General features: G+C 68.3%; 22 protein-coding genes. 9 read left to right on the plus strand and 13 right to left on the minus strand.

Features of this window, described 5'->3' with window-relative positions; translation table 11 throughout:
• Positions 1-51: 51 nt before the first annotated feature.
• Both Q0672_RS05240 and Q0672_RS05245 read right to left on the minus strand, forming a co-directional pair.
• Positions 52-2,388 carry a CHASE2 and HATPase_c domain-containing protein gene (locus tag Q0672_RS05240; RefSeq protein WP_284189104.1) on the minus strand — a complete coding sequence of 779 codons (2,337 nt, stop codon included), beginning with the start codon at positions 2,386-2,388 and terminating at the stop codon, positions 52-54.
• A complete protein-coding gene (locus Q0672_RS05245) occupies positions 2,385-3,926 on the minus strand; it encodes a FecR domain-containing protein (RefSeq protein WP_298620473.1) in 1,542 nt (513 codons plus the stop codon). The genes Q0672_RS05240 and Q0672_RS05245 overlap by 4 nt, the downstream gene beginning before the upstream one ends.
• Positions 3,927-4,187: 261 nt before the next feature.
• Between Q0672_RS05245 and mscL the strand changes: the two genes are divergently transcribed.
• A complete protein-coding gene (gene mscL, locus Q0672_RS05250) occupies positions 4,188-4,607 on the plus strand; it encodes a large conductance mechanosensitive channel protein MscL (RefSeq protein ID WP_284189102.1) in 420 nt (139 codons plus the stop codon).
• A 44-nt stretch (positions 4,608-4,651) separates the two neighbouring features.
• Here the strand turns inward: mscL and Q0672_RS05255 are convergent, their stop codons facing one another.
• The 4 genes from Q0672_RS05255 to pyrE all read right to left on the minus strand — a co-directional run bounded on the left by Q0672_RS05255 (position 4,652) and on the right by pyrE (position 7,785).
• Entirely contained in the window at positions 4,652-5,380 is a 729-nt protein-coding gene (locus tag Q0672_RS05255; RefSeq protein ID WP_228111918.1) for a response regulator transcription factor, read from the minus strand.
• A gap of 86 nt (positions 5,381-5,466) precedes the next feature.
• Positions 5,467-6,108 carry an MBL fold metallo-hydrolase gene (locus Q0672_RS05260; RefSeq protein ID WP_298620476.1) on the minus strand — a complete coding sequence of 214 codons (642 nt, stop codon included), beginning with the start codon at positions 6,106-6,108 and terminating at the stop codon, positions 5,467-5,469.
• 392 nt (positions 6,109-6,500) lie between these two features.
• Positions 6,501-7,133 (minus strand): hypothetical protein, encoded by a 633-nt coding sequence (locus Q0672_RS05265; protein ID WP_298620478.1) that lies wholly within the window; start codon positions 7,131-7,133, stop codon positions 6,501-6,503.
• A 4-nt stretch (positions 7,134-7,137) separates the two neighbouring features.
• Positions 7,138-7,785, minus strand: a complete 648-nt coding sequence (pyrE, locus tag Q0672_RS05270; protein ID WP_153162222.1) for an orotate phosphoribosyltransferase — start codon at positions 7,783-7,785, stop codon at positions 7,138-7,140.
• 33 nt (positions 7,786-7,818) lie between these two features.
• Here pyrE and Q0672_RS05275 point away from each other — a divergent pair, with 33 nt between their 5' ends.
• The 5 genes from Q0672_RS05275 to Q0672_RS05295 all read left to right on the plus strand — a co-directional run bounded on the left by Q0672_RS05275 (position 7,819) and on the right by Q0672_RS05295 (position 10,413).
• Complete coding sequence (locus Q0672_RS05275; RefSeq protein WP_153162223.1) at positions 7,819-8,607, plus strand: exodeoxyribonuclease III; 789 nt, start codon at positions 7,819-7,821, stop codon at positions 8,605-8,607.
• Positions 8,608-8,856: 249 nt separating this feature from the next.
• Positions 8,857-9,165, plus strand: a complete 309-nt coding sequence (locus Q0672_RS05280; RefSeq protein WP_153162224.1) for a YqjD family protein — start codon at positions 8,857-8,859, stop codon at positions 9,163-9,165.
• A 12-nt stretch (positions 9,166-9,177) separates the two neighbouring features.
• Positions 9,178-9,561 (plus strand): phage holin family protein, encoded by a 384-nt coding sequence (locus tag Q0672_RS05285; protein WP_153162226.1) that lies wholly within the window; start codon positions 9,178-9,180, stop codon positions 9,559-9,561.
• Complete coding sequence (locus tag Q0672_RS05290; RefSeq protein WP_194271248.1) at positions 9,558-9,842, plus strand: YqjK-like family protein; 285 nt, start codon at positions 9,558-9,560, stop codon at positions 9,840-9,842. Before Q0672_RS05285 ends, Q0672_RS05290 begins: the two co-directional genes overlap by 4 nt.
• A gap of 10 nt (positions 9,843-9,852) precedes the next feature.
• A complete protein-coding gene (locus Q0672_RS05295) occupies positions 9,853-10,413 on the plus strand; it encodes a hypoxanthine-guanine phosphoribosyltransferase (protein WP_298620483.1) in 561 nt (186 codons plus the stop codon).
• A 24-nt stretch (positions 10,414-10,437) separates the two neighbouring features.
• On the opposite strand, the gene Q0672_RS05300 is transcribed toward Q0672_RS05295, so the two are convergent.
• Entirely contained in the window at positions 10,438-10,878 is a 441-nt protein-coding gene (locus Q0672_RS05300) for a MarR family transcriptional regulator (protein ID WP_298620485.1), read from the minus strand.
• An 82-nt stretch (positions 10,879-10,960) separates the two neighbouring features.
• On the opposite strand from Q0672_RS05300, the gene Q0672_RS05305 reads away from it, so the two are divergent.
• The gene (locus Q0672_RS05305) at positions 10,961-12,118 is read left to right on the plus strand and encodes a PLP-dependent aminotransferase family protein (RefSeq protein ID WP_298620487.1); all 1,158 of its coding nucleotides are present in this window, start codon (positions 10,961-10,963) and stop codon (positions 12,116-12,118) included.
• Between the two features lie 6 nt (positions 12,119-12,124).
• Here the strand turns inward: Q0672_RS05305 and fumC are convergent, their stop codons facing one another.
• The gene (gene fumC, locus Q0672_RS05310) at positions 12,125-13,522 is read right to left on the minus strand and encodes a class II fumarate hydratase (protein WP_298620489.1); all 1,398 of its coding nucleotides are present in this window, start codon (positions 13,520-13,522) and stop codon (positions 12,125-12,127) included.
• A 144-nt stretch (positions 13,523-13,666) separates the two neighbouring features.
• Between fumC and acnA the strand changes: the two genes are divergently transcribed.
• Both acnA and Q0672_RS05320 read left to right on the plus strand, forming a co-directional pair.
• On the plus strand, positions 13,667-16,369 hold the full coding sequence (gene acnA, locus Q0672_RS05315) for an aconitate hydratase AcnA (protein WP_298620491.1): 2,703 nt from the start codon (positions 13,667-13,669) through the stop codon (positions 16,367-16,369).
• Positions 16,370-16,510: 141 nt separating this feature from the next.
• The gene (locus tag Q0672_RS05320; protein ID WP_298620493.1) at positions 16,511-17,845 is read left to right on the plus strand and encodes a helix-turn-helix domain-containing protein; all 1,335 of its coding nucleotides are present in this window, start codon (positions 16,511-16,513) and stop codon (positions 17,843-17,845) included.
• 29 nt (positions 17,846-17,874) lie between these two features.
• Here the strand turns inward: Q0672_RS05320 and Q0672_RS05325 are convergent, their stop codons facing one another.
• The 5 genes from Q0672_RS05325 to Q0672_RS05345 all read right to left on the minus strand — a co-directional run bounded on the left by Q0672_RS05325 (position 17,875) and on the right by Q0672_RS05345 (position 21,382).
• On the minus strand, positions 17,875-18,708 hold the full coding sequence (locus Q0672_RS05325) for a transglutaminase family protein (protein WP_298620495.1): 834 nt from the start codon (positions 18,706-18,708) through the stop codon (positions 17,875-17,877).
• Positions 18,709-18,743: 35 nt separating this feature from the next.
• Entirely contained in the window at positions 18,744-19,475 is a 732-nt protein-coding gene (locus Q0672_RS05330; RefSeq protein WP_298620497.1) for an N-formylglutamate amidohydrolase, read from the minus strand.
• Positions 19,475-20,194 carry a peptidase gene (locus Q0672_RS05335; RefSeq protein ID WP_298620499.1) on the minus strand — a complete coding sequence of 240 codons (720 nt, stop codon included), beginning with the start codon at positions 20,192-20,194 and terminating at the stop codon, positions 19,475-19,477. The genes Q0672_RS05330 and Q0672_RS05335 overlap by 1 nt, the downstream gene beginning before the upstream one ends.
• A 13-nt stretch (positions 20,195-20,207) precedes the next feature.
• Positions 20,208-20,939, minus strand: coding sequence for a Crp/Fnr family transcriptional regulator (locus Q0672_RS05340; protein ID WP_298620501.1), 732 nt, complete (start codon positions 20,937-20,939; stop codon positions 20,208-20,210).
• A gap of 122 nt (positions 20,940-21,061) precedes the next feature.
• Entirely contained in the window at positions 21,062-21,382 is a 321-nt protein-coding gene (locus tag Q0672_RS05345) for a DUF1840 domain-containing protein (RefSeq protein ID WP_298620503.1), read from the minus strand.
• Between the last annotated feature and the right edge of the window lie 24 nt (positions 21,383-21,406).

Here is a 21,406-nt window from a genome sequence, read left to right on the forward strand (position 1 = left end):
TTCCGGAGAAATCACGACTCCCGTGACCCCGATCTTACCCCACGCCCCCGCTCAGCCCGTAACGAGCTGTGCGGTCGCGTTGCGCAGCGGCAGGCGCAATTCGAAGGTGCTGCCCTTGCCGAGCTCGCTCTCGACGTTCACCGAGCCGCCATGGCGTTCGGCCACCGTCTTCACGATGAGCAGGCCGAGGCCAACCCCGGTGGGCTTGTCGCGCCCTTCCTCGACGATGCGCGAGAAGCGCTTGAAGAGCCGCGGCAGGGCGTCCGCCGACATGCCTTCGCCCTGGTCGCTGACCCGGATCACCCAGTCTGGCCCCTCGGCCGACAGGCGCACCGACACCGTGCTGTTGGCGGCGCCGTACTTGATGGCGTTGGTGAGCAGGTTGATGACCGCCCGGCGCAGCAGCGAGAAGTCGCCGCGCACGATGGCTTCCTCGGTCTCGGCGTCGCGGGTGTCAACGTCCACACGGATGCCCCGCGCGTGGGCCTGGGGCCACACTTCGTCGGCGGCCGAATCCACCAGACCGGCGAGATCCAGCTCCACGAAGTCCTTCGGATCGGAGCCCTCGGCGCGCACCAGGCGGAACAGGCCGTCGGCCAGATCAAGCGCCGAGCGGGCGTAGCGGTCGATGCGCGGGATCTGGGCGCCCCAGTCGGTCTTCTCGCCCTGGTGGCCGTCGATCAGGGTGAGGATGGAGGCCAGCGGCGCGCGCAGGTCGTGGGACAGGAAGTGCATGGTGTCCTCGCGGCTGCGCTGGGCTTCGTGCATCGCGGTGACGTCGGCCAGGCCGATCACCCGCCCGGGCCGGCCGCTGGATTCGGTCACCAGATCGGCCACCGAGACGAGCAGGTAGCGCTTCTTGTCGGGGGTCAGCTCGAACTGGCGGATGCCCGAGAAGCCGGACAGGTCGGGCAGGCCGTCGCGCATCGGCACATACACCGGCCACGGCAGCTCGCGCAGCGCTGCCAGCAGGGCGTCGCTGCGGAAGGCGCGCAGCAGGTAGCGGGCGCGCTCGTTGTGGAGGATCACCCGGTCGAGCTGGTCGATCACCACCACGCCGATGGGCAGGTGCTCGAGGGTGTCGGCGATGAAGCGGCGCACGTCCCGCTGGTGCTGGGCCACCTGACGGACGATGCGGATGCGCTGCTCCAGCGGATCGGCGGCCGCGGTGCCGGAATCGTCGGGCAGCAGGCCAAGGGGCGAGCCTTCGCGCTCGAGGGCGATGAGTTCGGCGTCCAGGTAGCGCTGGGCCGCTTCGAGGCGTCGCCAGCTCCACAGCGGATAGGCCAGCATGCAGCCGAGCACCGCCGACGCCGGCCCGAACCACCAGCCGCCCACCGTCACGCCCAGGGCCGCCAGCAGCAGCGCAGCGGCGGCGAGGACGAAGGAGGTCATCAGGCCGATGCGGGCGTCGGCGTAGAGCAGCACCAGCATCAGCCCGCCCACCATCAGGCCGGCCACCAGCCCGGCGACCCACGCCGGCAGCGGGGTGATGACGCCGTTGCCGCGCAGGGCATCGAAGACGTTGGCCTGGAACTCGATGCCCGGCATCGAGCGGGACAGGCCCGAAGTGGGCGTCGGCACCGCTTCGGCCATGCCTGCCGCGGTGGCGCCCACCAACAGCAGCTTGCCGCGCAGGGCCGCAGCGGGCACTTCGCCGCTCAGTACCGCCCGGTAGGAGTAATGGATGTAGCTGCCCGGAGAGCCCGAGAAGCGGATGCGCAGCCAGCCGGCGCGTTGCCATTGCTGGGCGTCGGCGCCCTCGCGGGGGGCCGGTTGCGAATACCGGCCGCGCACCGCCGGATCGACAACCCGCAGCAGCGACAGGGCCAACTGGGGATGGCGTGCCGTGCCGAAGCCTTCCCACAGGTAAACGCTGCGGGCGATGCCGTCAGGGTCGAATTCGAGCTGGTCGTGGCCGAGGGCGGCAGCGGCCTCGGCGAACATCGGCAGCGGCAGCACCTCGCCGCTCAGCACCGAGCCGGTGGTGGCCTGGCTGAGGGGCAGCACCACCCGGCCAAAACTGCGCATGGCCCGGGCGAGGGCCTCGTCGGCTCCTGGATCGTCACGGCTCGGCGCATCCAGCAGCACATCGAACATCATCGCCGAGGCGCCGACTTCCCGCGCCCGGTCGATCAGCGCGGCGTGCACGCGGCGCGACCACGGCCAGCGGCCCAGGCTGGCCAGGCTGGCGTCGTCGATGGAGATGATCACCACCTCGTCGCTCGGCGGCGACACCCAGCTGGTGAGCACGCCGTCGTAGATCGTCTGGTCGATGCGCCACAGCCAGCCCTCCACCGCCGACGCCACGGCCAGCGTCACGCACAGAAGGGTGACCGCAACCCACTCGACGTTGGGGCGGCGCAGGGATCCGCCGACGTTTCTCACGGGTTGGAGACGGCGGGCGACGAGAGGGACCACCAGGGCAGCAGGTAGAAGGTCCGGAGCGTCTGGACGCCTGACCACGGGCTGGTCGTGCCATCCGGATAGGTGCCGCGCAGCCGCAGGTAGTAGGTGCCGGAAGCCGGTGCCGCAATGGTGAAGGCCGCCTCGCCGATGCGCTGATCGGCGATCAGGTCGGTAAAACCGGCGTCCCGCGCCAGCTGCACGTCGTAGAGCTGGTTGCCGCCAGCGGGCCAGGCAAAGCGCAGGCGCTGGTTGTAGGCGGTCACGCTGACCGGGCCGGGCGCCGCCCGGACGATGAACGCGTGAGGCTCGCCCCACGGGCCCTGATGGCCGTCGGCGGCCACGCTGGCCACCCGCCAGTCGTAACGGCCCGGCGCGAGCTGCGGGGCCAGCTCGAGGCCGTCCACGTCGCGCTCGATGAGCGGGGTGGCGAAGTGGCCGTCGGTGGCAAGCTGGACGCGATAACGCGCTGCGTCGCCCTCGGCCCGCCAGGCGAGCCGGCCGTCGGTCGCGGCCAGCACGGCCGGGGCGAGGGGGCGGGCACGGACTTCAAACGTCCGGGACGCGTCGAGGCCTTCGAGGCCGGCATCGTCGATCGCCCGCACGCGCAGCCAGTAGGTGCCGTCGGGCAGGCCAGTGAAGCGGGCCTGGGGCGTAGCAAACACGCCGTCCATCACCACGTCGGCGAAGGCCTGATCGCGGGCGACCTGGGCCCGGTATCCGGTGGCCTTGTCCACGGGCGCGAAAGGCAGGCTCAGGGCGACCTGCTCGAACCGGGCGGGGACGCTGTCGAGCGCCGGCGCGGGCAGCAGCGGGCGAACCGGCGGCAGCGCCTGACCGGCCTTGGCGACGAGGCCGAAGCCCGCCGGCAGGGCCTTCGGCGCGCCGCTGCCGGCGGGGTTGAACTGCACCTCGCCCCCGGTGACTTCAGCCTGGGCGGCGTGGGCGTCGGGGTTGGCGCCGACGCGGAATTCGGTGCCGCGAACGGCGACGGAGCCGGTCGGCGTGCGGATCTGGTAACGGGCGGCCGGCCCGCGCTGGGCCTCGACGCGGGTTTCGACGCGCCCGCGTTCGAGGAAGACTTCGGCGCTCTGGCCGCTGAAACCCGGCACGCCGTGCAGCTTGTCGAGGCGCGCGGCGCTCTGGGGCTGGACGGTCAGGCGGGATTCGTCGGGCATCGCGAGGGTCACGAAGGCGCCCACGCCAGTGCGCAGGAAGGCGCCGGCGGGTACCTTGGCGTCAAGCCCGAGGGCCCGACCGTCCATCGTCACATCGCCCTGCAGGGCGATCACCCGGGCCATCTTCGGTTCGATCCGCATCCACGCTTCGGGAATCCGCAGCTTGGCCCCCACCGGCACCCGCAGGGAATCGAGCACGCGGTTGTGGAGCTGGAGGTTCTTCCAGCCAAACGGCGCAGCCAGGAACTGTCGCTCCAGACCGATGAGCGTATCGCCCGATCGCGTGGTGTAGATGAGTTCCCGATCGGCGGCGAGGGCGCCGCAGGATGCAAGGGCACCCACCGCAAGGCCCAGAAAACGTAGAGGATGACAAACCACGGACGGTGTCTTTCGGTCGAGTTTGGCTCGATATATTAGTTGGCGGGCAACCGCAGGGTGCAAAACTTCGCAAACTCGTCCTGAACTGTGTCACGCCGTGCTAAAGACACGAGCTTAATGGGCATTCGGCCTTTTAAGATGGAAAAGGATGCCTTGACCCTTATGGCAAGGTACCGGTTTCTCAAGCCAAATAATCTGGATTATCAATCGATACAAGGGGTAGTTATGAGCTTTCTTCAGGAATTCAAAGAATTTGCAATGAAAGGCAATGTGGTCGACCTCGCCGTCGGTGTGATCATCGGCGGGGCCTTCCAGAAAATCGTCGATTCCCTCGTCAAGGACATGCTGATGCCGGTCATCGGCAAGCTGCTGGGTGGCGTCGACTTCAAGCACCTTTACCTCAACCTGGGTGACAAGACCTTCGAAACCATGGAAGCCGCCGAAAAGGCCGGCGCCCCGCTGTTCAAGTACGGCGTGTTCGTCAACTCCATCATCGACTTCATGATCGTGGCGATGGCCATCTTCGTGGCCATCAAGGCGATGAACAAGCTCAAGCGTGAAGAGCCCGCTCCGGTCGAAGAAGCCCCGGCCGAACCGGAAGACGTGAAGCTGCTGCGGGAAATCCGTGACGCGCTGAAGAAGTAAGCGCGCGGAAAACGGGGTTCCCGGACGGGAACCCCGGAAAACTATCAGGCCGGCGAAAGCACTGCCGTGCCAAGAGAAGGCGACTCGGACGGGTCGATGCGCTCCAGCCGGTAACCGAAGTTATAGGTTGGAGTCAGACGGAAGCCGTTTTCCGGACGCAGGTTGAGCTTGCTGCGGACACGGCTGATGTGGGTATCGACCGTCCGGGTCGCCAGGTCGGGGTTACGGCCCCAGACGGCTTCCAGCAGGTGACCACGGGACAGCAGACGACCGAGGTTGCGGAACAGGAAGGCCGCCAGTTCGAACTCCTTGTCGGTCATCTCGACGGGCACCCCATCGACCGTCAGCATCTTGCGGGCCAGGTCGAAGTTGTACGGCGCCACCACCAGACTCTGGTTATTGGTGCGCGGCTGCGAGCGGCGCATCACCGCCTCGATCCGCGACAGCAGTTCGATCCGGCGCGGTGGCTTGATCAGATAATCGTCGGCCCCGGCGCTGAAGGCATTGGCGATGTCCTCCTCCGCATCGCGGGAGGTGATGAAGATCGCCGGCGTATCGTTGCCGCGCTCCACGCGCAGCCAGCGCAGCACCTGCTCGCCGGTGAGATCGGGCAGCACCCAGTCCACCAGGAACAGGTCAAAACTTTCACGGCTCGCTACGCGCATCAATTCGCGAGCCAATCCGAAACCATGCACATCGTGCCCGGCTTCCCTCAGCCAGCCCGTCAGGACTTCCATCTGGGCCGGATCATCTTCGAGAATAGCGAATCGCACGCTGGTCTACCTTTTTCGAGAAATTAAGCACGCCCACCCACAACCACGCGCCAGACTCCTTTGGCAGCAATTCACGCGAACGGAGTTCATGCGTAGTCACCCACATAAGGATTGCTTTCGCGCTCCTCGCCAAAATCCGACATCGGACCGTGACCGGGAATGAAAGCCACATCCTTGCCCAACGGCCAGAGCTTGTGACGGATGGAATTCACGAGCGTGGCATGATTTCCACGGGGGAAATCGGTACGGCCGATGGAACCGGCAAAAAGCACATCACCCACCACCGCCAGGCGTGCAGCGGTGCTGAAGAAGACGACGTGCCCGGGTGTATGACCCGGACAATGCAGCACATCCAGGGTTTCCTCGCCAATGCTGACGGTGTCACCATCGACCAGCCAGCGGTCGGGCGTGAAGGCCTCGACCTGCGGAAAGCCGAACATCTTGCTCTGCTGGGGCAGGGCGTCGATCCAGAAGCTGTCTTCACGCTCCGGACCTTCGATCGGCACATTGAGGCGACGGGCCAGCTCGGCCGTCCCGCCAGCATGATCGATATGGCCGTGGGTAAGAAGAATCTTTTCCACCGTCAGGCCGAGCGATCCAATGGCTTCCGTGATGCGGTCCACATCACCCCCCGGATCCACCACCGCGGCGCGGCGCGAAGCATCACACCACAGCAGCGAGCAATTCTGTTCAAACGGGGTGACGGGGACGATCTTGTATCGAAGCATGTTTATTTTCTGGAATCGGAAAGGAGACGAAAGGACGTATGACTACGTATCTGAATCCACCGTTCGGTCCCGGCTTTCTGGATGTCCTGCATGCTTCAAAGTTTATCATGCACCAAATCGGCGACCATTCACGTTCTCGCCTCCCCGACCCAGAATGAGCGCACCTGACACGCTTGTTTTCATTCAAGGACGATTTGGTGGAATGCAAATGTCAGAAAGCCTTGCGCGGATACAACGGCGAAATACATTTGGCAAAACCCGGGAAATGCTCGCCAACAAAGGTGATCCCGGATTTCATTCCACGAAGCAAATTGCACCCTTAATTGACAGGGGAATATGCGCGATGAAAAGACGGGATCCCGGCGCCGCCCCGGGAAGGGAGGAAAAATGTTTCAGCGGGGCGGCGGAGTGCTGCCGCGGGGATCGGTCAGCGCGATGTAACGGATGCGGTCCTGCTCGTAGCGCGTGCGGATGGCCTCGACCTCGCGCTTCTTCGCTTCGATCACCGACCCCTGGGCGGCCAGCTCGCTGTCGGACTCGCGCAGGGCCGCCGCGAGGGGCGACGGCATCGGGCGCCTGGCGTAGAACTCGGCCTCGCGATTGAGGCTTTCACGCTTCTTGATCAGCTGGGCCTGCCGGGCCTCGGCACGCTTGAGCTCCTGGTCGACGCCTTCCAGCGCGCGGTCGCGGCGGGTTTCGATGTCGGCCACGCTGGAGTAAGTCTCCAGCAACGACTGATTGCGTCGCTGCTCGGCGCGCAGGCGGGCCTGTTCCAGGCGCCGGGCGCGGTCTTCGGCCTCGCGGCGGGCGAGCTGTTCGGGCGTCAGGGGCGGCTCGACGAGACGCCGCACCGTGCCCTGGGGGCTCATCTCGCGGTAGCCCTTGCCGTAGCACTGCATCGGCAGCACGTCGCCGCACACCTGGTGGCCGTTGTCCATGCAGCAGAACACCGTCCCCTTCGTGGGCGTCTGCGCCCACGCGGGCAGCGCGGTCCAGAGGGCGAGGAGAAGGGCGCGTCGAACCATTGGATCAGGCTTCCGCGGCCACACCATAAGTTGCCCGGTAGCGCTGAACGGCTTCCAGGTTGGCCGCCAGGGCGGGACTGTCGTGGAGGTAGGCGATGAGATCGGTCAGGGTTGCCACCGCCAGCACCGGGATGCCGTAGGTGTCGCGCACTTCCTGCACCGCCGACAGGCTGCCGGTGCCGCGCTCCATGCGGTCGAGGGCGATCACCACCGCCGACGGCGTGGCGCCGTGGGCGCGGATGATCTCGACGGATTCGCGCACCGAGGTGCCCGCGGAGATCACGTCATCGAGGATGGCCACGCGGCCGGCCAGGGGGGCGCCGACCAGGGTGCCGCCTTCGCCGTGGTCCTTGGCTTCCTTGCGGTTGAAGCAGAAGGGCAGGCTGTGGCCGCGTTCGGCAAGCCGCATGGCCGTGCCGGCCACCAGCGGGATGCCCTTGTAGGCCGGCCCGAAGAGCATGTCGCAGGGCAGATCGGCCGCCACCAGGGTGCGCGCGTAGAAATCACACAGCTGACCGAAGGACGCGCCGTCGTTGAACAGGCCCGCGTTGAAGAAATAGGGCGACAGCCGCCCCGCCTTGGTGACGAACTCACCAAATCGCAGAACACCCTTGTCGCAGGCGAGCTGAATGAAATCGCGGCTAAAATTCACTTCGTTTCCAAAAATCGGACCAAGTTACACAAAATGTTACGCGTCGTGACCGTCAACCTCAACGGCATCCGTTCGGCCAGCGTGAAAGGGTTCCTGCCCTGGCTGGCACTTCAGAACGCGGATGTCGTGTGCCTGCAGGAGCTCAAGGCACAGATCGGCGACCTGACGCCGGAGATGATCAACCCCGGTTCGCTGACCGGCTATTTTCATTGCGCTGCAAAAAAAGGCTACAGCGGCGTGGGAATTTACACCCGAAAGCCGCCCGACCGCATCATTGAAGGCATCGGCAATGAAGAATTCGACGCCGAGGGGCGTTATCTTCAGGCCGATTTTGGCTCGCTGTCCGTCGTTTCCCTATATTTGCCCTCTGGTTCCAGTTCTGACGAGCGCCAAATTGCAAAATTCCGTTTCATGAACCTGTTCATCCACCGCATGGCCGAATTGCGCGCCAGCGGCCAGGACGTGATCGTCTGCGGCGACTGGAATATTGCCCACCAGGCCATCGACCTGAAGAACTGGCGCTCCAACCAGAAGAACTCCGGCTTCCTGCCCGAAGAACGCGCCTGGCTCGGCCGGCTGTTCGACGAGCAGGGCTGGATCGACACCTACCGCCGGCTCCACCCCGAAGCCACCGACGCCTGCTACACGTGGTGGTCGAACCGCGGCCAGGCCTGGGCCAAGAACGTCGGCTGGCGGCTCGACTACCAGATCGCCACCCCCGAACTCGGCCAACGCGCCCGGCACGCGGCTGTATACAAAGACCAGCGCTTCAGCGATCACGCGCCCCTCACCGTCGATTACGACTACCCCTTCGGCGAATGACGATGCGCTTTCCCTTTTCGGCCGAAGCGATGTCTTTATTCAATAGAATTAATTTATAAAACATTGCAAGATGCCTGATGCTTGGCGCGGCCCGGCAGGCCACAGCGCCCGCCGCGGCCTGCGCCATCGTTGTTTGCCTTCGGGAACGATTGGGATTAGCCTTGGTCAGGATCACATGGCCGCCGAAAGCAGCACCCCGGTCAGCCCAACCGTCTTCCCTTGCCTCAGTAAAAAAACCAGGAGAACACCATGAGCGAAGCACAAGTCACCAAGGAAAAACTCGTTTCCGATTTCAAGGCCGTCGTCGCCGACACCGAAGAGCTCCTCAAGCTCACCGCCGGCCAGGCCGGTGACAAGGTCGCCGACGTGCGCGCCCGCCTCGGCGAGCGCCTCACCTCCGCCAAGTACAAGTTCCAGGACATCGAAGCCGCCGTCGTCGAAAAGACCAAGGCCGCCGCCCGCGCCACCGACGACTACGTCCACGACAACCCCTGGAAGGCCGTCGGCGTGGCAGCCGGCGTGGGCTTCCTGCTGGGTCTGCTGGTCAACCGCCGCTAAGCGCGACATCGCATGAGCGATCCCGCGCCCACGCGCCTTGGCGAATCCCTCAAGGGGTTCGCCGAATCCGGGCTGGCCACGCTCCAGACCCGGATCGAACTCTTTGCCGTCGAGCTCAAGGAAGAAAAGCTGCGCGCCGGCAGCTTCCTCTTCGATACCGTGCTGGCCGCGCTGTTCATCGGCTTTGGCGTGATCTTCCTGATGGCCTTCCTCACGGTGCTGTTCTGGGATAGCCACCGCCTGCTGGCCCTGGGCCTCGGCACCACCGGGCTGTTCATCGCCGGGGTATGGGCCGCCACCCGCGCCGCCGCCCGGCTGCGTGCCGGCTCCCGGCTGTTCAGCGCGAGCCTGGCCGAGATCGCCCACGACCGGGAAGCCCTGCGCCGCAAAGAATGAGCCCCGAACTCGTCGAACTGGCGCTGCGCAAGCAGCGCCTGCAGATCCGCAGTGCCGACCAGCGGGCGGCGATGATCCATCACGCCCAGGGCTTTGCGCCCGTCTTCCGTGGCGTCGACAAGGTCGTCGATGGTGTCCTGTGGGCCCGCAACAACGCTCCCATCCTCTCCGGCATCGGCATCTTCGTGCTGGTCGCCCGGCCCCGGGCAGCCATCCGCTGGCTCAGGCGTGGCTGGATGGGCTGGCAGCTCGTCCGCCGGGCACGCAACCTCGTTTCCTGAGATCCGCCCCATGAAGCCCGTCGACCTCGACGAAATCCGCCGCGTCCGCGAGGAGGCCGACTGCCTGTGCGACGCCACCGAAGTGGACGCCGCCCTGACGCGCCTCGCCTCCGACATCACCGCCCGCCTGCACGACAAGAACCCGCTGGTCTACACCGTGATGAACGGCGGGCTGGTGCTGGCCGGCCGGCTGCTGCCGCGCCTGCCGTTTCCCCTCGAAGTGGGTTACCTCCACGCCACCCGCTACGGCCATGCGCTGCACGGCACGCTGCTCGACTGGCTGGTGAGCCCCACCCACGACCTCTGCGAACGCACGGTGCTGGTGCTCGACGACATCCTCGACGAGGGCCACACCCTCGCCGCGATCATCGACCACCTGAAAGCCGAAGGCGCGCGGGAAGTCTTCTCCGCGGTGCTGGTGCACAAGAACCACGAGCGCAAGGCCTGGCCGGCGATGCGCGCCGATTTCACCGGGCTCGAAGTGGCCGACCGCTTCCTGTTCGGCAGCGGCATGGACTACAAGGGCTACTGGCGCAACGCCCCCGGCATCTACGCCCTCAAGGGGCACTGAGCCCCACCCCCGCGACACCCCGAATCAGGCCTCCGGCGGCGCCGCCAGGGCCTGCATCACCTGCTTCCAGGCCAGCTCCGCGTCCGCGCCCAGCCGGGCAAACACCTTCTCCAGCATCTCCACCTGGGTGCCGGTGAGCGCCGCCTCCAGCTGACCGCCCTTGTCGGTGAGGCGCAGCCGGCGCACCCGCTTGTCCGCCGCATCGGCCGTGCTCCCCACCAGCCCCGCCTCCAGCAGCTGCCGCAGCGGCCCGTTGAGCGCCTGCTTGCTCACCCCCAGCACGCCCTGCAGCTCGGTCACGGTGATGCCCGGCTGGCGCGCCACGAAGTACAGCACCCGGTGATGCACCCGGCCAAGATCCCAGGCTTCCAGCAGACGATCCGGGGGCGCGGTGAAGGCCCGATAACCAAAGAAGAACAGCTCGATGGCCTCGCGCAACTCGGCCTGGCGATTTAGGTCAACCATATTGACATTTCTCGGCGAAGGGGTCAGGATTAATAGGTCAATACACTTGACCAATTCTACCCCGCACAACCTGGAGAAAGCCATGCCCGCCCGCAACGCCAACCGCCTTCCGCTCTCCCTTTCCGCCCGCGTGCACGACCTGCACCCGTCGCCGATCCGGGAGATCCTGGAAGTCGTCGGGCGGCCCGGCATGATCTCCTTCGCCGGCGGGCTGCCCGCCGCCGAGACCTTCCCCGAATTCGGCCTCGCCGCGCCGGATTCGGCCCTCCAGTACGGTCCGTCCGAAGGCGACCCGGCGCTCCGCGAACGCATCGCGCTGGAGCTCGCCGCCCTCGGCCTCGACGCCACGCCGGACCGGGTGCTGGTGCTCTCGGGCTCCCAGCAGGGCATCGATCTGGTGGGCAAGCTCTTCATCGATGCCGGCACCCCGGTCGCCGTCGAATCGCCCACCTACCTCGCCGCGCTGCAGGTGTTCCGCTTCTTCGGGGCGCGCTTCCTGCCCTTCGCCCCCGAGACCGTGAGCGCGGCACGCTTCTGCGAGCAGCGCCCGGCCTTCGCCTACGCCATCCCCACCTTCCAGAACCCCACCGGCCGCTGCTACACCGCCGCCGAGCGGGCCACGCTGGCCGAGGCGTGCATGGAATCCGGCGTGCCGATGTTCGAGGACGACCCCTACCGCGATCTGGTATTCGATGCCTGCGACCGCCGCCCGGTGTGCGCCGGCATCGAAGGCAGCCCGTGGATCTACCAGGGCTCGTTCTCCAAGAGCCTCGCCCCGGGCCTGCGGCTGGGTTTCCTGGCGGCGTCGCCCGAGCTGTTCACCCCGCTGGTGCGCCTCAAGCAGGCCGCCGACCTGCACAGCAACCGACTCAGCCAGTGGCTGGTGCTGCAGCAGCTCGAAGCCGCCGGACGCCCGGCGCGGCTTGCCCGGCTGGCGGATTTCTACCGGGCCAAGCGCGACGCCTTCGACGCCGCCCTGCGCCGCCACTTCGGCGCCCTGGCCGACTGGCAGACGCCCGCCGGCGGGCTGTTCTTCTGGCTGCAGCTCAAGCGCCCGGTGGACACCCGCCTGCTGCTGCCGGCCGCCATCCAGCGCGGCGTCGCCTTCATGCCCGGCGAGGCCTTCTACGCCAGCGACGCCGCCCTCGGCACCCTGCGCCTCAACTTCAGCCACGCGGCCGAAGACGAGATGGACACCGGCCTCGCGAAGCTCGCCGAGCTGGTCGCCAACGCCCCCTGAGCCGCCTCAAGCCTCCGGGCCGGTCATCGCCTCGGCCCGCACCCAGGCGTCGAACTCCTCGCCGGTCACGTCGCCCAGCGCCAGCGCCGCCTCGCGCAGGGTGAGGCCGGCGTGGTGGGCGTGCTTGGCGATGGCCGCGGCGCGGTCGTAGCCGATGTGCGGGCTGAGGGCCGTCACCAGCATCAACGAACGCGAAACAAGCTCCGCCACCCGCGGGCGATTCACCTCGATGCCCCGGGCGCAGTGGGCGTCGAAGCTGGCCATCGCATCGGCCAGCAGGCGCACGCTCGCCAGAAAGTTGTGGGCGATGAGCGGCTTGAAGACGTTCAGCTCGAAGTTGCCCGACGCCCCGCCCACGGTGATCGCCACGTCGTTGCCGAACACCTGGCAGCACACCATCGTCAGCGCCTCGCACTGGGTCGGGTTCACCTTGCCGGGCATGATCGAGCTGCCCGGCTCGTTCTCCGGGATCACCAGCTCGCCCAGCCCCGAGCGCGGCCCGGATGCCAGCCAGCGCACGTCGTTGGCGATCTTCATCAGCGCCACGGCCAGGGTCTTGAGCGCCCCGTGGGCCGCCACCAGCCCGTCGTTGGCGGCCAGCGCGGCAAACTTGTTGGGCGCGCTGCGCAGGGGCAGGCCGCAGCGCACGGCCAGCTCGGCCGCCACCCGCTCGCCAAAACCCGGCGGCGCGTTGAGCCCGGTGCCCACCGCGGTGCCGCCGATGGCCAGCTCCTCCAGCGCCGGCAGGCTCGCCTCGATGCCCCGGGCGGCGTGATCGAGCTGGGCCACCCAGCCCGACATCTCCTGCCCGACGGTGAGCGGCGTGGCGTCCTGCAGATGGGTGCGGCCGATCTTCACGATGTCGGCGAACGCCACCGCCTTGGAAACCAGCGTCGTCGCCAGCGCCCGCAACGCCGGCAGCAGCGCGCCACGCAGGGTGGCCACCGCCGCCACGTGCATGGCGGTGGGAAACACGTCGTTGGACGACTGGCCGAGGTTCACGTGATCGTTGGGGTGGATCAGCCGCCCCATGCCGCGCACGCCGCCGAGGATCTCGGAGGCGCGGTTGGCCAGCACCTCATTGATGTTCATGTTGGTCTGGGTGCCCGATCCGGTCTGCCACACCGACAGAGGAAAGGCATCCGGGTGATCGCCGGCGAGCACCTCGTCGGCGGCGGCGATGATGGCCGCGGCCTTGTCGGCCGGCAGCAGGCCCAGCTCGCCATTGACCCGGGCGCAGGCGCGCTTGACCTCAGCCAGCGCGCGGATCAGCGGCACCGGCATGCGTTCGGTGGAGATCGCGAAGTGATGCAGGGAGCGCTGGGTCTGGGCGCCCCACAGGGCGTCGGCGGCCACCTCGATGGGGCCGAAGGCGTCGGTTTCGGTGCGGGTCGGGCGCGGCATGACAATCTCCCGGTTGGACGAACGATGCCGGATGGCAGGGGTCATACCTGAGTGTAGTTCCATACCACCCCCCGCGCCCTGTCGGGCCGTGCCGGCGTTCCCACCGCCCCGCAGTCCGGGCGGCGGCGTCACCAGGAGAACGCCATGTCCGCCAACCCCTTTCATACCCTGAACCGCTTCTTCCTCGCCGCCGGCCGCAGCGGCCGCTTCCATTCGCTGCCCGCCCTGGCCGACGCCGGCTTTCCGCGCCTGGGACGCCTGCCGGTGTCGCTGCGGATCATCCTCGAATCCCTGCTGCGCAACCTCGACGGCCGGCGCATCACCGAGGCCGACGTGCGCCGGCTGGCCAGCTGGCAGCCCCGCGCCGAACGCACCGACGAGATCCCCTTCGTGGTCGCCCGCATCGTGCTGCAGGATTTCACCGGCGTGCCGCTGCTGTGCGATCTGGCCGCCATGCGCGACGTGGCCCGGCGCTTCGGCAAGAACCCGCGGGTGGTCGAGCCGCGGGTGCCGGTCGATCTGGTGGTGGACCACTCGGTGCAGGTGGATCACTACCGCGAAGGCGACGCCCTCGACCTCAACATGCGCCTCGAATTCGCCCGCAATGCCGAGCGCTACCGCTTCATCAAGTGGGGCATGCAGGCCTTCGACACCTTCCGCGTGGTGCCGCCGGGCATCGGCATCGTGCACCAGGTGAATCTCGAATACCTGGCCCGCGGTGTGATCCACGATGACGACCTGTACTACCCGGACACCCTGGTGGGCACCGACTCCCACACCACCATGATCAACGCCCTCGGCGTGGTGGGCTGGGGCGTGGGCGGCATCGAGGCGGAGGCCGGCATGCTCGGCCAGCCGGTGTACATCCTCACCCCGGACGTGGTCGGCGTGCATCTGGCCGGCCGGCTGCGCGAAGGCGTCACCGCCACCGATCTGGTGCTGGCGGTCACCGAGATGCTGCGCAAGGCCCGGGTGGTCGGCAAGTTCGTCGAGTTCTTCGGCGACGGCGCGGCCTCCCTCACCCTGCCGGACCGGGCCACCCTCGCCAACATGGCGCCGGAGTACGGCGCGACGATGGGCTTCTTCCCGCCCGACGAAGTCACCGCCGCCTACCTCGCCGCCACCGGGCGCAGCGACGAGGAGGTGGACACCTTCGTGCGCTACTACCAGGCCCAGGGCCTGTTCGGCATGCCGCGCACCGGCGAGATCGACTACAGCGCCCAGCTCGAACTGGACCTCGCCAGCGTCGTGCCCAGCGTCGCCGGCCCCGGCCGACCCCAGGACCGCATCGCCCTCCCGGCCCTCAAGAGCCGCTTCGCCCAGCTGCTGGCGGCGCCGGCCGGGGAGGGCGGCTACGGCAAGCCAGCCGATCAGGGCGACGCCGCAGCCCCCCTTGCCGACGGCACCCGCGTCGCCCACGGCGACGTGCTGATCGCCGCCATCACCTCGTGCACCAACACCTCCAACCCCGGCGTGATGCTCGCCGCCGGCCTGCTCGCCCAGAAGGCGGTGGCCCGCGGGCTGCGGGTCGCGCCCCACATCAAGACCTCCCTCGCCCCCGGCTCGCGGGTGGTCACCGACTACCTCGGCAAGGCCGGCCTCATCGAGCCGCTGGAAGCCCTGGGTTTTCGCGTGGTGGCCTACGGCTGCACCACCTGCATCGGCAACGCCGGCCCGCTGGCGCCCGAGCTCGAAGGCGTGGTCACCGGCCACGATCTGATCTGCGCCTCGGTGCTGTCGGGCAACCGCAACTTCGAGGCCCGCATCCACCCGGCCATCAAGGCCAACTTCCTGATGAGCCCGCCGCTGGTGGTGGCCTTCGCCCTGGCCGGACGGGTCGGCATCGACCTGGACACCGAGCCCCTCGGCACCGGCAGCGACGGCCAGCCGGTGTTCCTGCGCGACATCTGGCCCACCCAGGAAGAAGTGGGCGCCGCCATCGCCAGCGCCACCCGGCCCGAAACCTACCGCCGCCTGTACGCCGACTTCGCCACCGGCAACCCCCTGTGGAACGCCATCGCCACCAGCACCGGCCACAGCTACGGCTGGGGCACCTCCACCTACATCGCCGAGCCGCCCTTCTTCGACGACTTCGGGATGACCCCCGCGCCCATCCCATCGATCCGCGGCGCCCGGGCGCTGGCGATCTTCGGCGATTCGGTGACCACCGACCACATCAGCCCGGCCGGCTCGATCAAGGCCAGCTCCCCCGCCGGGCGCTGGCTGCAGGCCCATGGCGTCACCCCCGACGAGTTCAACAGCTACGGCTCGCGCCGCGGCCACCACGAGGTGATGATGCGCGGCACCTTCGCCAACGTGCGCATCCGCAACCTCATGCTGCCGCCCGACCAGGACGGCCGGCCGGTGGAAGGCGGGCTGACCCTCGCCCAGCCCGGCGGCGCCCTCAAGACGATCTTCGACGCCGCGATGGATTACGTGGCCGCCGGCACCCCCACCGTGATCTTCGCCGGCGACGAGTACGGCACCGGCTCCAGCCGCGACTGGGCCGCCAAGGGCACCCGGCTGCTCGGCGTGAAGGCCGTGGTGGCGAAGAGCTTCGAGCGCATCCACCGCTCCAACCTGGTGGGCATGGGCGTGCTGCCCCTGCAGTTTGCCGCCGGCAGCGACGCCACCAGCCTGGGCATCCGCGGCGACGAGGTGTTCGACCTGTCGGGCCTGGAGGCCGGCATCGCCCCCCGCCAGAGCGTGACCCTGAAGATCCGCCGCCCCGACGGCGCCACCCGTGACATTCCCCTCCTGCTGCGCATCGACACCCCGGTGGAGGTGGATTACTACCGCAACGGCGGCATCCTGCCCTACGTGCTGCGCAGCCTGCTGGAAAACTGACCTCCGCCCCCTGCCGGACGTGCCGTGGTCATATGTGGGCCACCGCACGTAGCCAATACGCTTTTTGGACTAAGCTGAATCGACTGCGATGGCACTTCCGCGCACCCATTCACGGCAGGCTTCCACAGGCAGGAGGGGCGAATGCCCGACAACATCTTTGACGGTGCGCGACAGAACCGCATCCTGGCGGCGCTGCTTCCGGAGGAATACGCCAGGCTGGCGGACGACCTGGAGTTCGTGAGCCTCACCGCCGGCCAGACGATCCTCGAATCGGGGGACGATCTGACCAGCGTGTATTTTCCGACCACCTGCATCTTCTCGCTGATCTCCAGCCTCAAGGATGGCTCGTCGGTGGAGCTGGCGATGACCGGCAACGACGGGCTGATCGGCATTCCGCTGGTCCTCGGCGGCGACACCGCCAACTACCGGATCGTCGTCCAGCACGCCGGCGGCGCCTACCGCCTGCGGGCCGAGCTGATGAGCTGGGAGCTCAACCAGGGCGGCAACCTGCGGCGGATGTCCCTGTGCTACACCCAGGCCCTGATGACCGAGATGGCCCAGAGCGTGCTGTGCAACCGGCACCACACCGTCGACCAGCAGCTGTGCCGGTGGTTGCTCCGCAACCTCGACCAGATCGCCGGCATGCAGCTCGACGTCACCCAGGAGACGATCTCCAACCTCCTCGGGGTGCGCCGCGAAGGCGTCACCGAGGCCGCCTGCAAGCTCCAGTCCGCCGGCCTGATCCAGTATCGCCGCGGCCACATCACGGTGCTCGACCGGGCTGGGCTGGAGTCGCGGGCCTGCGAGTGCTACGCCATCGTGCGCGCCGAATACCAGCGCCTGCTCCGCCTGATGGCGGCGAGCCTCGCCACCCGGCGCGCCCGCCCCAACCCGGCCACCCTGCGCCAGCGCGCCGAAGCCCGCCTCAAGCTGACCAGCCCGGCAACCGACGGCAGCATGCCGTGGGACACCGCCCACCTGCTCCACGAGCTGCAGGTGCACCAGATCGAGCTGGAGATGCACAACGAGGAGCTCCGCCAGGCCTACGACGAGGCCGACGCCCTGCGGGAGAAATACGCCGACCTCTACGACTTCGCGCCGGTGGGCTATTTCACCCTCGACAACCAGGGCACCATCCTGCAGATCAACCTGGCGGGGGCGATCCTGCTCGGCATCAAGCGTTCGCAGATGGGGCGCCTGCGCTTCGGCGCCTTCGTCAAGCCGGCCTTCCTGCCCGAGTTCAACGCCTTCGTGGATGAGGTGCTCGGCGGCAAGGTCCGCAACAAGTGCGAGATCGCCCTGATGGCCACTGCCCAGCGGCCGGAGGTGCTGGTGCGGATCGAGGCGGTGGCCGACGAGGCCCGCCGGGAATGCCGCATCGTGGTGGTGGAAGTGGCCGAGAAGGGCCGGCCCCGCCAGAAGGCCGGCGCCAAGCAGGCCACCGGCGCACCGCGGGGGCTCGACACGCTGCAGTAGCAGCGAGCCCCCGCGGGCATTTCAGCGGATCAGACAGCCGGCCAGGGTGGCACGCTCTCCGGCACCTCGTCGGTGCGCACGATGAAGCGCTTCAGGGCGTTGGGCCCGAAGGTGTTGCTGATCGCCACGTCGGCCGCGTCGCGCCCCCGGGCGATGAGCACCCGGCCGATGCGCGGCGTGTTGTTGCGGGCATCGAAGGTGTACCAGTGGCCGTCGAGCCACACCTCGAACCAGCCGGCAAAATCCATCGGGCCGTAGGGCGGCGGCATCCCCATGTCGCCCAGGTAGCCGGTGCAGTAGCGCGCCGGAATGTTCAGGCAGCGGCAGAAGGTGATCGCCAGGTGGGCGTAATCCCGGCACACGCCGACCCGCTCGTGGAACACGTCCCAGGCGGTCTTGGTGTGGCGGGCGTGCTCGTAGCCGAAGGCGATGTGGCTGTGCACGTGGTCGCACACCGCCTGCACCCGCGCCCAGCCCGGCGGCGTGTGGCCGAACAGCTTCCAGGCCACGTCGGTCAGGCGGTCCGTCTCGCAGTAGCGGCTGCCCAGCAGAAACAGCAGCGTCTCGTCGGGCAGCTCGGTCACCGGCGTCTGGCGGGCGTTGGGCACCACGACGTCGGGCAGCCCGCTGTCGTGGATGAGGGCATCCGTCGTCAGGCGCAGCGTGCCCTTGGGGGCGAGCAGCCGCGAGCACCAGTTGCCGAAGGTGTCCCGGTAGGCGGTGACCGGCACCGCCGGCTCGGTGACCAGGAGGTCGGGGGTGATGAGATCGGCCACCCGGGAGGCGTGGACGGTGAGCGTCAGGATCATCGGGGTGGGCTGGGGACAATCGTAGATCAGGTCGAAACCGATGCGGATCTTCATGGCGGGCTCCTGGGGGAAGGGGGCGATGGAACGGGTCAGCGCGGCGCGGGGGGCGCGTCGCCGGCGAGGGCGTCGCGCAGCGCGGTGACGATGGCCTCGCGCAGGGCGGGCCAATGGCTGCCCGTGCCGAGGATGTGCTGCTGATTCACTTCAAGCTCCACGCCCACGTAGCACTCGGGCGACAGGCGCTGGCGCAGCCAGGCGGTCAGGCCGTCGCCCTTGCCGGCGTAGGGGTAGTTGCGGCGGATGTTGAGCGCCGGCAGGCGGGCGCCGAGGGCGGCCTTCCAGCGCTCGCACAGGGCGGCTTCGCCGGGTCGCCGGGGGTCGTAGAGCAGGCCGATGTCGGCGCTGCGGCGCTTGCCGTCCAGTTCCGGCGTGAAGCTGTGGGACGACAGGTGGAGCACCGCGCCGTGTTCGGCGATGGCGGTGCGGATGGCCTGCTCGGCGCGGCTGCGGTAGGGGCGGTAGAAGCGCGCCAGGATCTCGGCCTTCTGCCCCTCGCCCAGGCTGCGGACGGGGCCGGCATGCAGCCGCGGGTGACCCACCGAGCGGTTCAGGTCCACCAGCAGGCGGCTGACGGTGGACGACACCAGCGGCGCGCCAAAGGCCCGGGCCAGGTCTTCGGCCATCTCCAGGGCGCCGGGGTCGAAACCCCGGTGGCTGGCCAGCGCGGCCTGCAGGTCGCCGAAGAGGGCGCGGTACAGGGCCGGGATGTGGTTGCCCCCGTGCTCGCAGGTGACCACCACGCCGGGGGCCGGCCCGGTCATCACCAGTCCAGCCGGGGCAGGCGGCGGAACACTTCGCGGGTGCCGGCGCTCCATTCGTCGCCAAGCCGGGCGAAGTAGCCGTCGCCCTCGTCGAAACGGCGGCGCATGCGCACTTCGAGGCGGTTGCGCTGGTAGCAGATCAGGTCGATGGGCATGCCCACCGACAGGTTGCTGCGCATCGTCGAATCGAAGGACACCAGCACGCACTTGGCGGCGTCGTTGAGGCCGGTGGCGCGGGTGATGCCCCAGTCGATGACCGGCTTGCCGTACTTCGTCTCGCCGGTCTGCAGGTAGGGCGTCTCGAGGCTGGCTTCGATGAAGTTGCCCTCGGCGTAGATGCGGAACAGGTGGGGCGGCCCGCCGGCGATCTGGCCGCCGAAGATGAAGGAGGCGTTGAAGCCGGTCTCCTCCAGGTATTCCCCGTCGCGGCGGTCCACGTCGCGCATGGCGTCGGAGACCAGCATGGCCGCGTCGAACATCGACGCCGCCTGCCACAGGGTGGCGCCCTCGGCCCGCTCGTTGCGCTGCTTGAGCAGGCTGATCACCGCCTGGGTGCCGGCCAGGCTGCCGGAACTGAGCAGCACCAGCACCCGGTCGCCGGGGCGCTCGAAGACGGTCATCTTGCAGAAGCGGGCAAAGTTGTCGACGCCCGCGTGGGTCCGGGAGTCGGACGCGAAGACCAGTCCGGTGTCGAGCATGATGCCAACGCAGTAAGTCATGGCAGAGGGTGATTCACGGTTGCGGTTGGGTTCGGGCAGCGACGGGCATCGCCATGCTGCGCTGGTAGCAGACCTTGTCGGCGGCGTAGCAGCCACAGGCCGCGGCCTCCAGGCCGGCCCGGTCGGTCACCGTGATGTCGCCCCGGGCGTAGCGGATCAGCCGGCGGTTCTGCAACGTGGTGGCGGCGCGGGTGATGCCCACCCGGCGCACCCCCAGCACGTTGGCCAGGAACTCGTGGGTGAGATGAAACTGGCTGGAATGGGCGCGGTCCTGGGTCATCAGCAGCCAGCGGGCGAGGCGCGCCTCGACCACATGAAAGCGGGTGCAGCCGGCGGTCTGAGCCAGCTGGCCCATCTGGGCGTGGATGTAATGGCGCAGCACCCGGGTCAGCGCCGGGCTGCGCGCCAGCTCCCGGCGAAAGCGGCTGGCCTCGATGCGCAGCGCCTCACCCGGCTCCTGCACCAGCGCCTGCTGGGGCGATTCCGCCACATCCAGCACCAGCGAGGCCCCGAGGGCTCCCTCGTCGCCCACCAGCCCGACTTCCAGATTGGCGTGGCCGTCGATCCGGGCCACCTGGACGATGGCGCAGCGGATGGGAAACCACACCTCGCGGATCGGCTCGCCGGCTTCGGCAAGGATCTCCGCAAAACGCAGTTCGACGGGCTCGCAGTGATCCAGCAGACGCCCGCGGTCGGTGGCCGGCAGGGCTTCGAGCAGGCGGTTGGCAGCGACGGTTGACGGCACGGGAGGCCTCCGGGTAACCGGCGCCGGGGGTCGGCGCCGTGGGGATCGACCCGCTGGAGCGTGGGCCGATCGTCGCCCCGTGTCGGGGCGGTAGCGCACGCAGGCCCGCCCCGGTTTCCGGCCTAAACGCCCCAGGTGACCGGCACGCCGTCGGCAGCCGCCCGTTCCAGCATGTCGAGCAGCGGCACCGCACGCTGGTGGAAGCTCACGCCTTCGCCTTCGTCGGCCATCGACTGGGGCGCGTCGGCGGCCTTGACGGTGTAGGTCGCCACGTCGTCGGCGATGGCCCGGCGCAGGCAGGCGATGGCCGCCGGCAGCTGTTCCACGGTGAAGATGCCCTGGCCGTCGTCCCGGTCCTTGCCGAGGACTTTCAGCATCTGGCGGGCGTTCTTCTCGAAGGTGATGAGGTCGCCGGAGGCGGCGGATTTGAAGGTGATCAACATGATGGGCGTCCTTTCCAGGGTTGC

The sequence above is a fragment of the uncultured Zoogloea sp. genome (assembly GCF_937894855.1).
Lineage (GTDB): Bacteria > Pseudomonadota > Gammaproteobacteria > Burkholderiales > Rhodocyclaceae > Zoogloea > Zoogloea oryzae.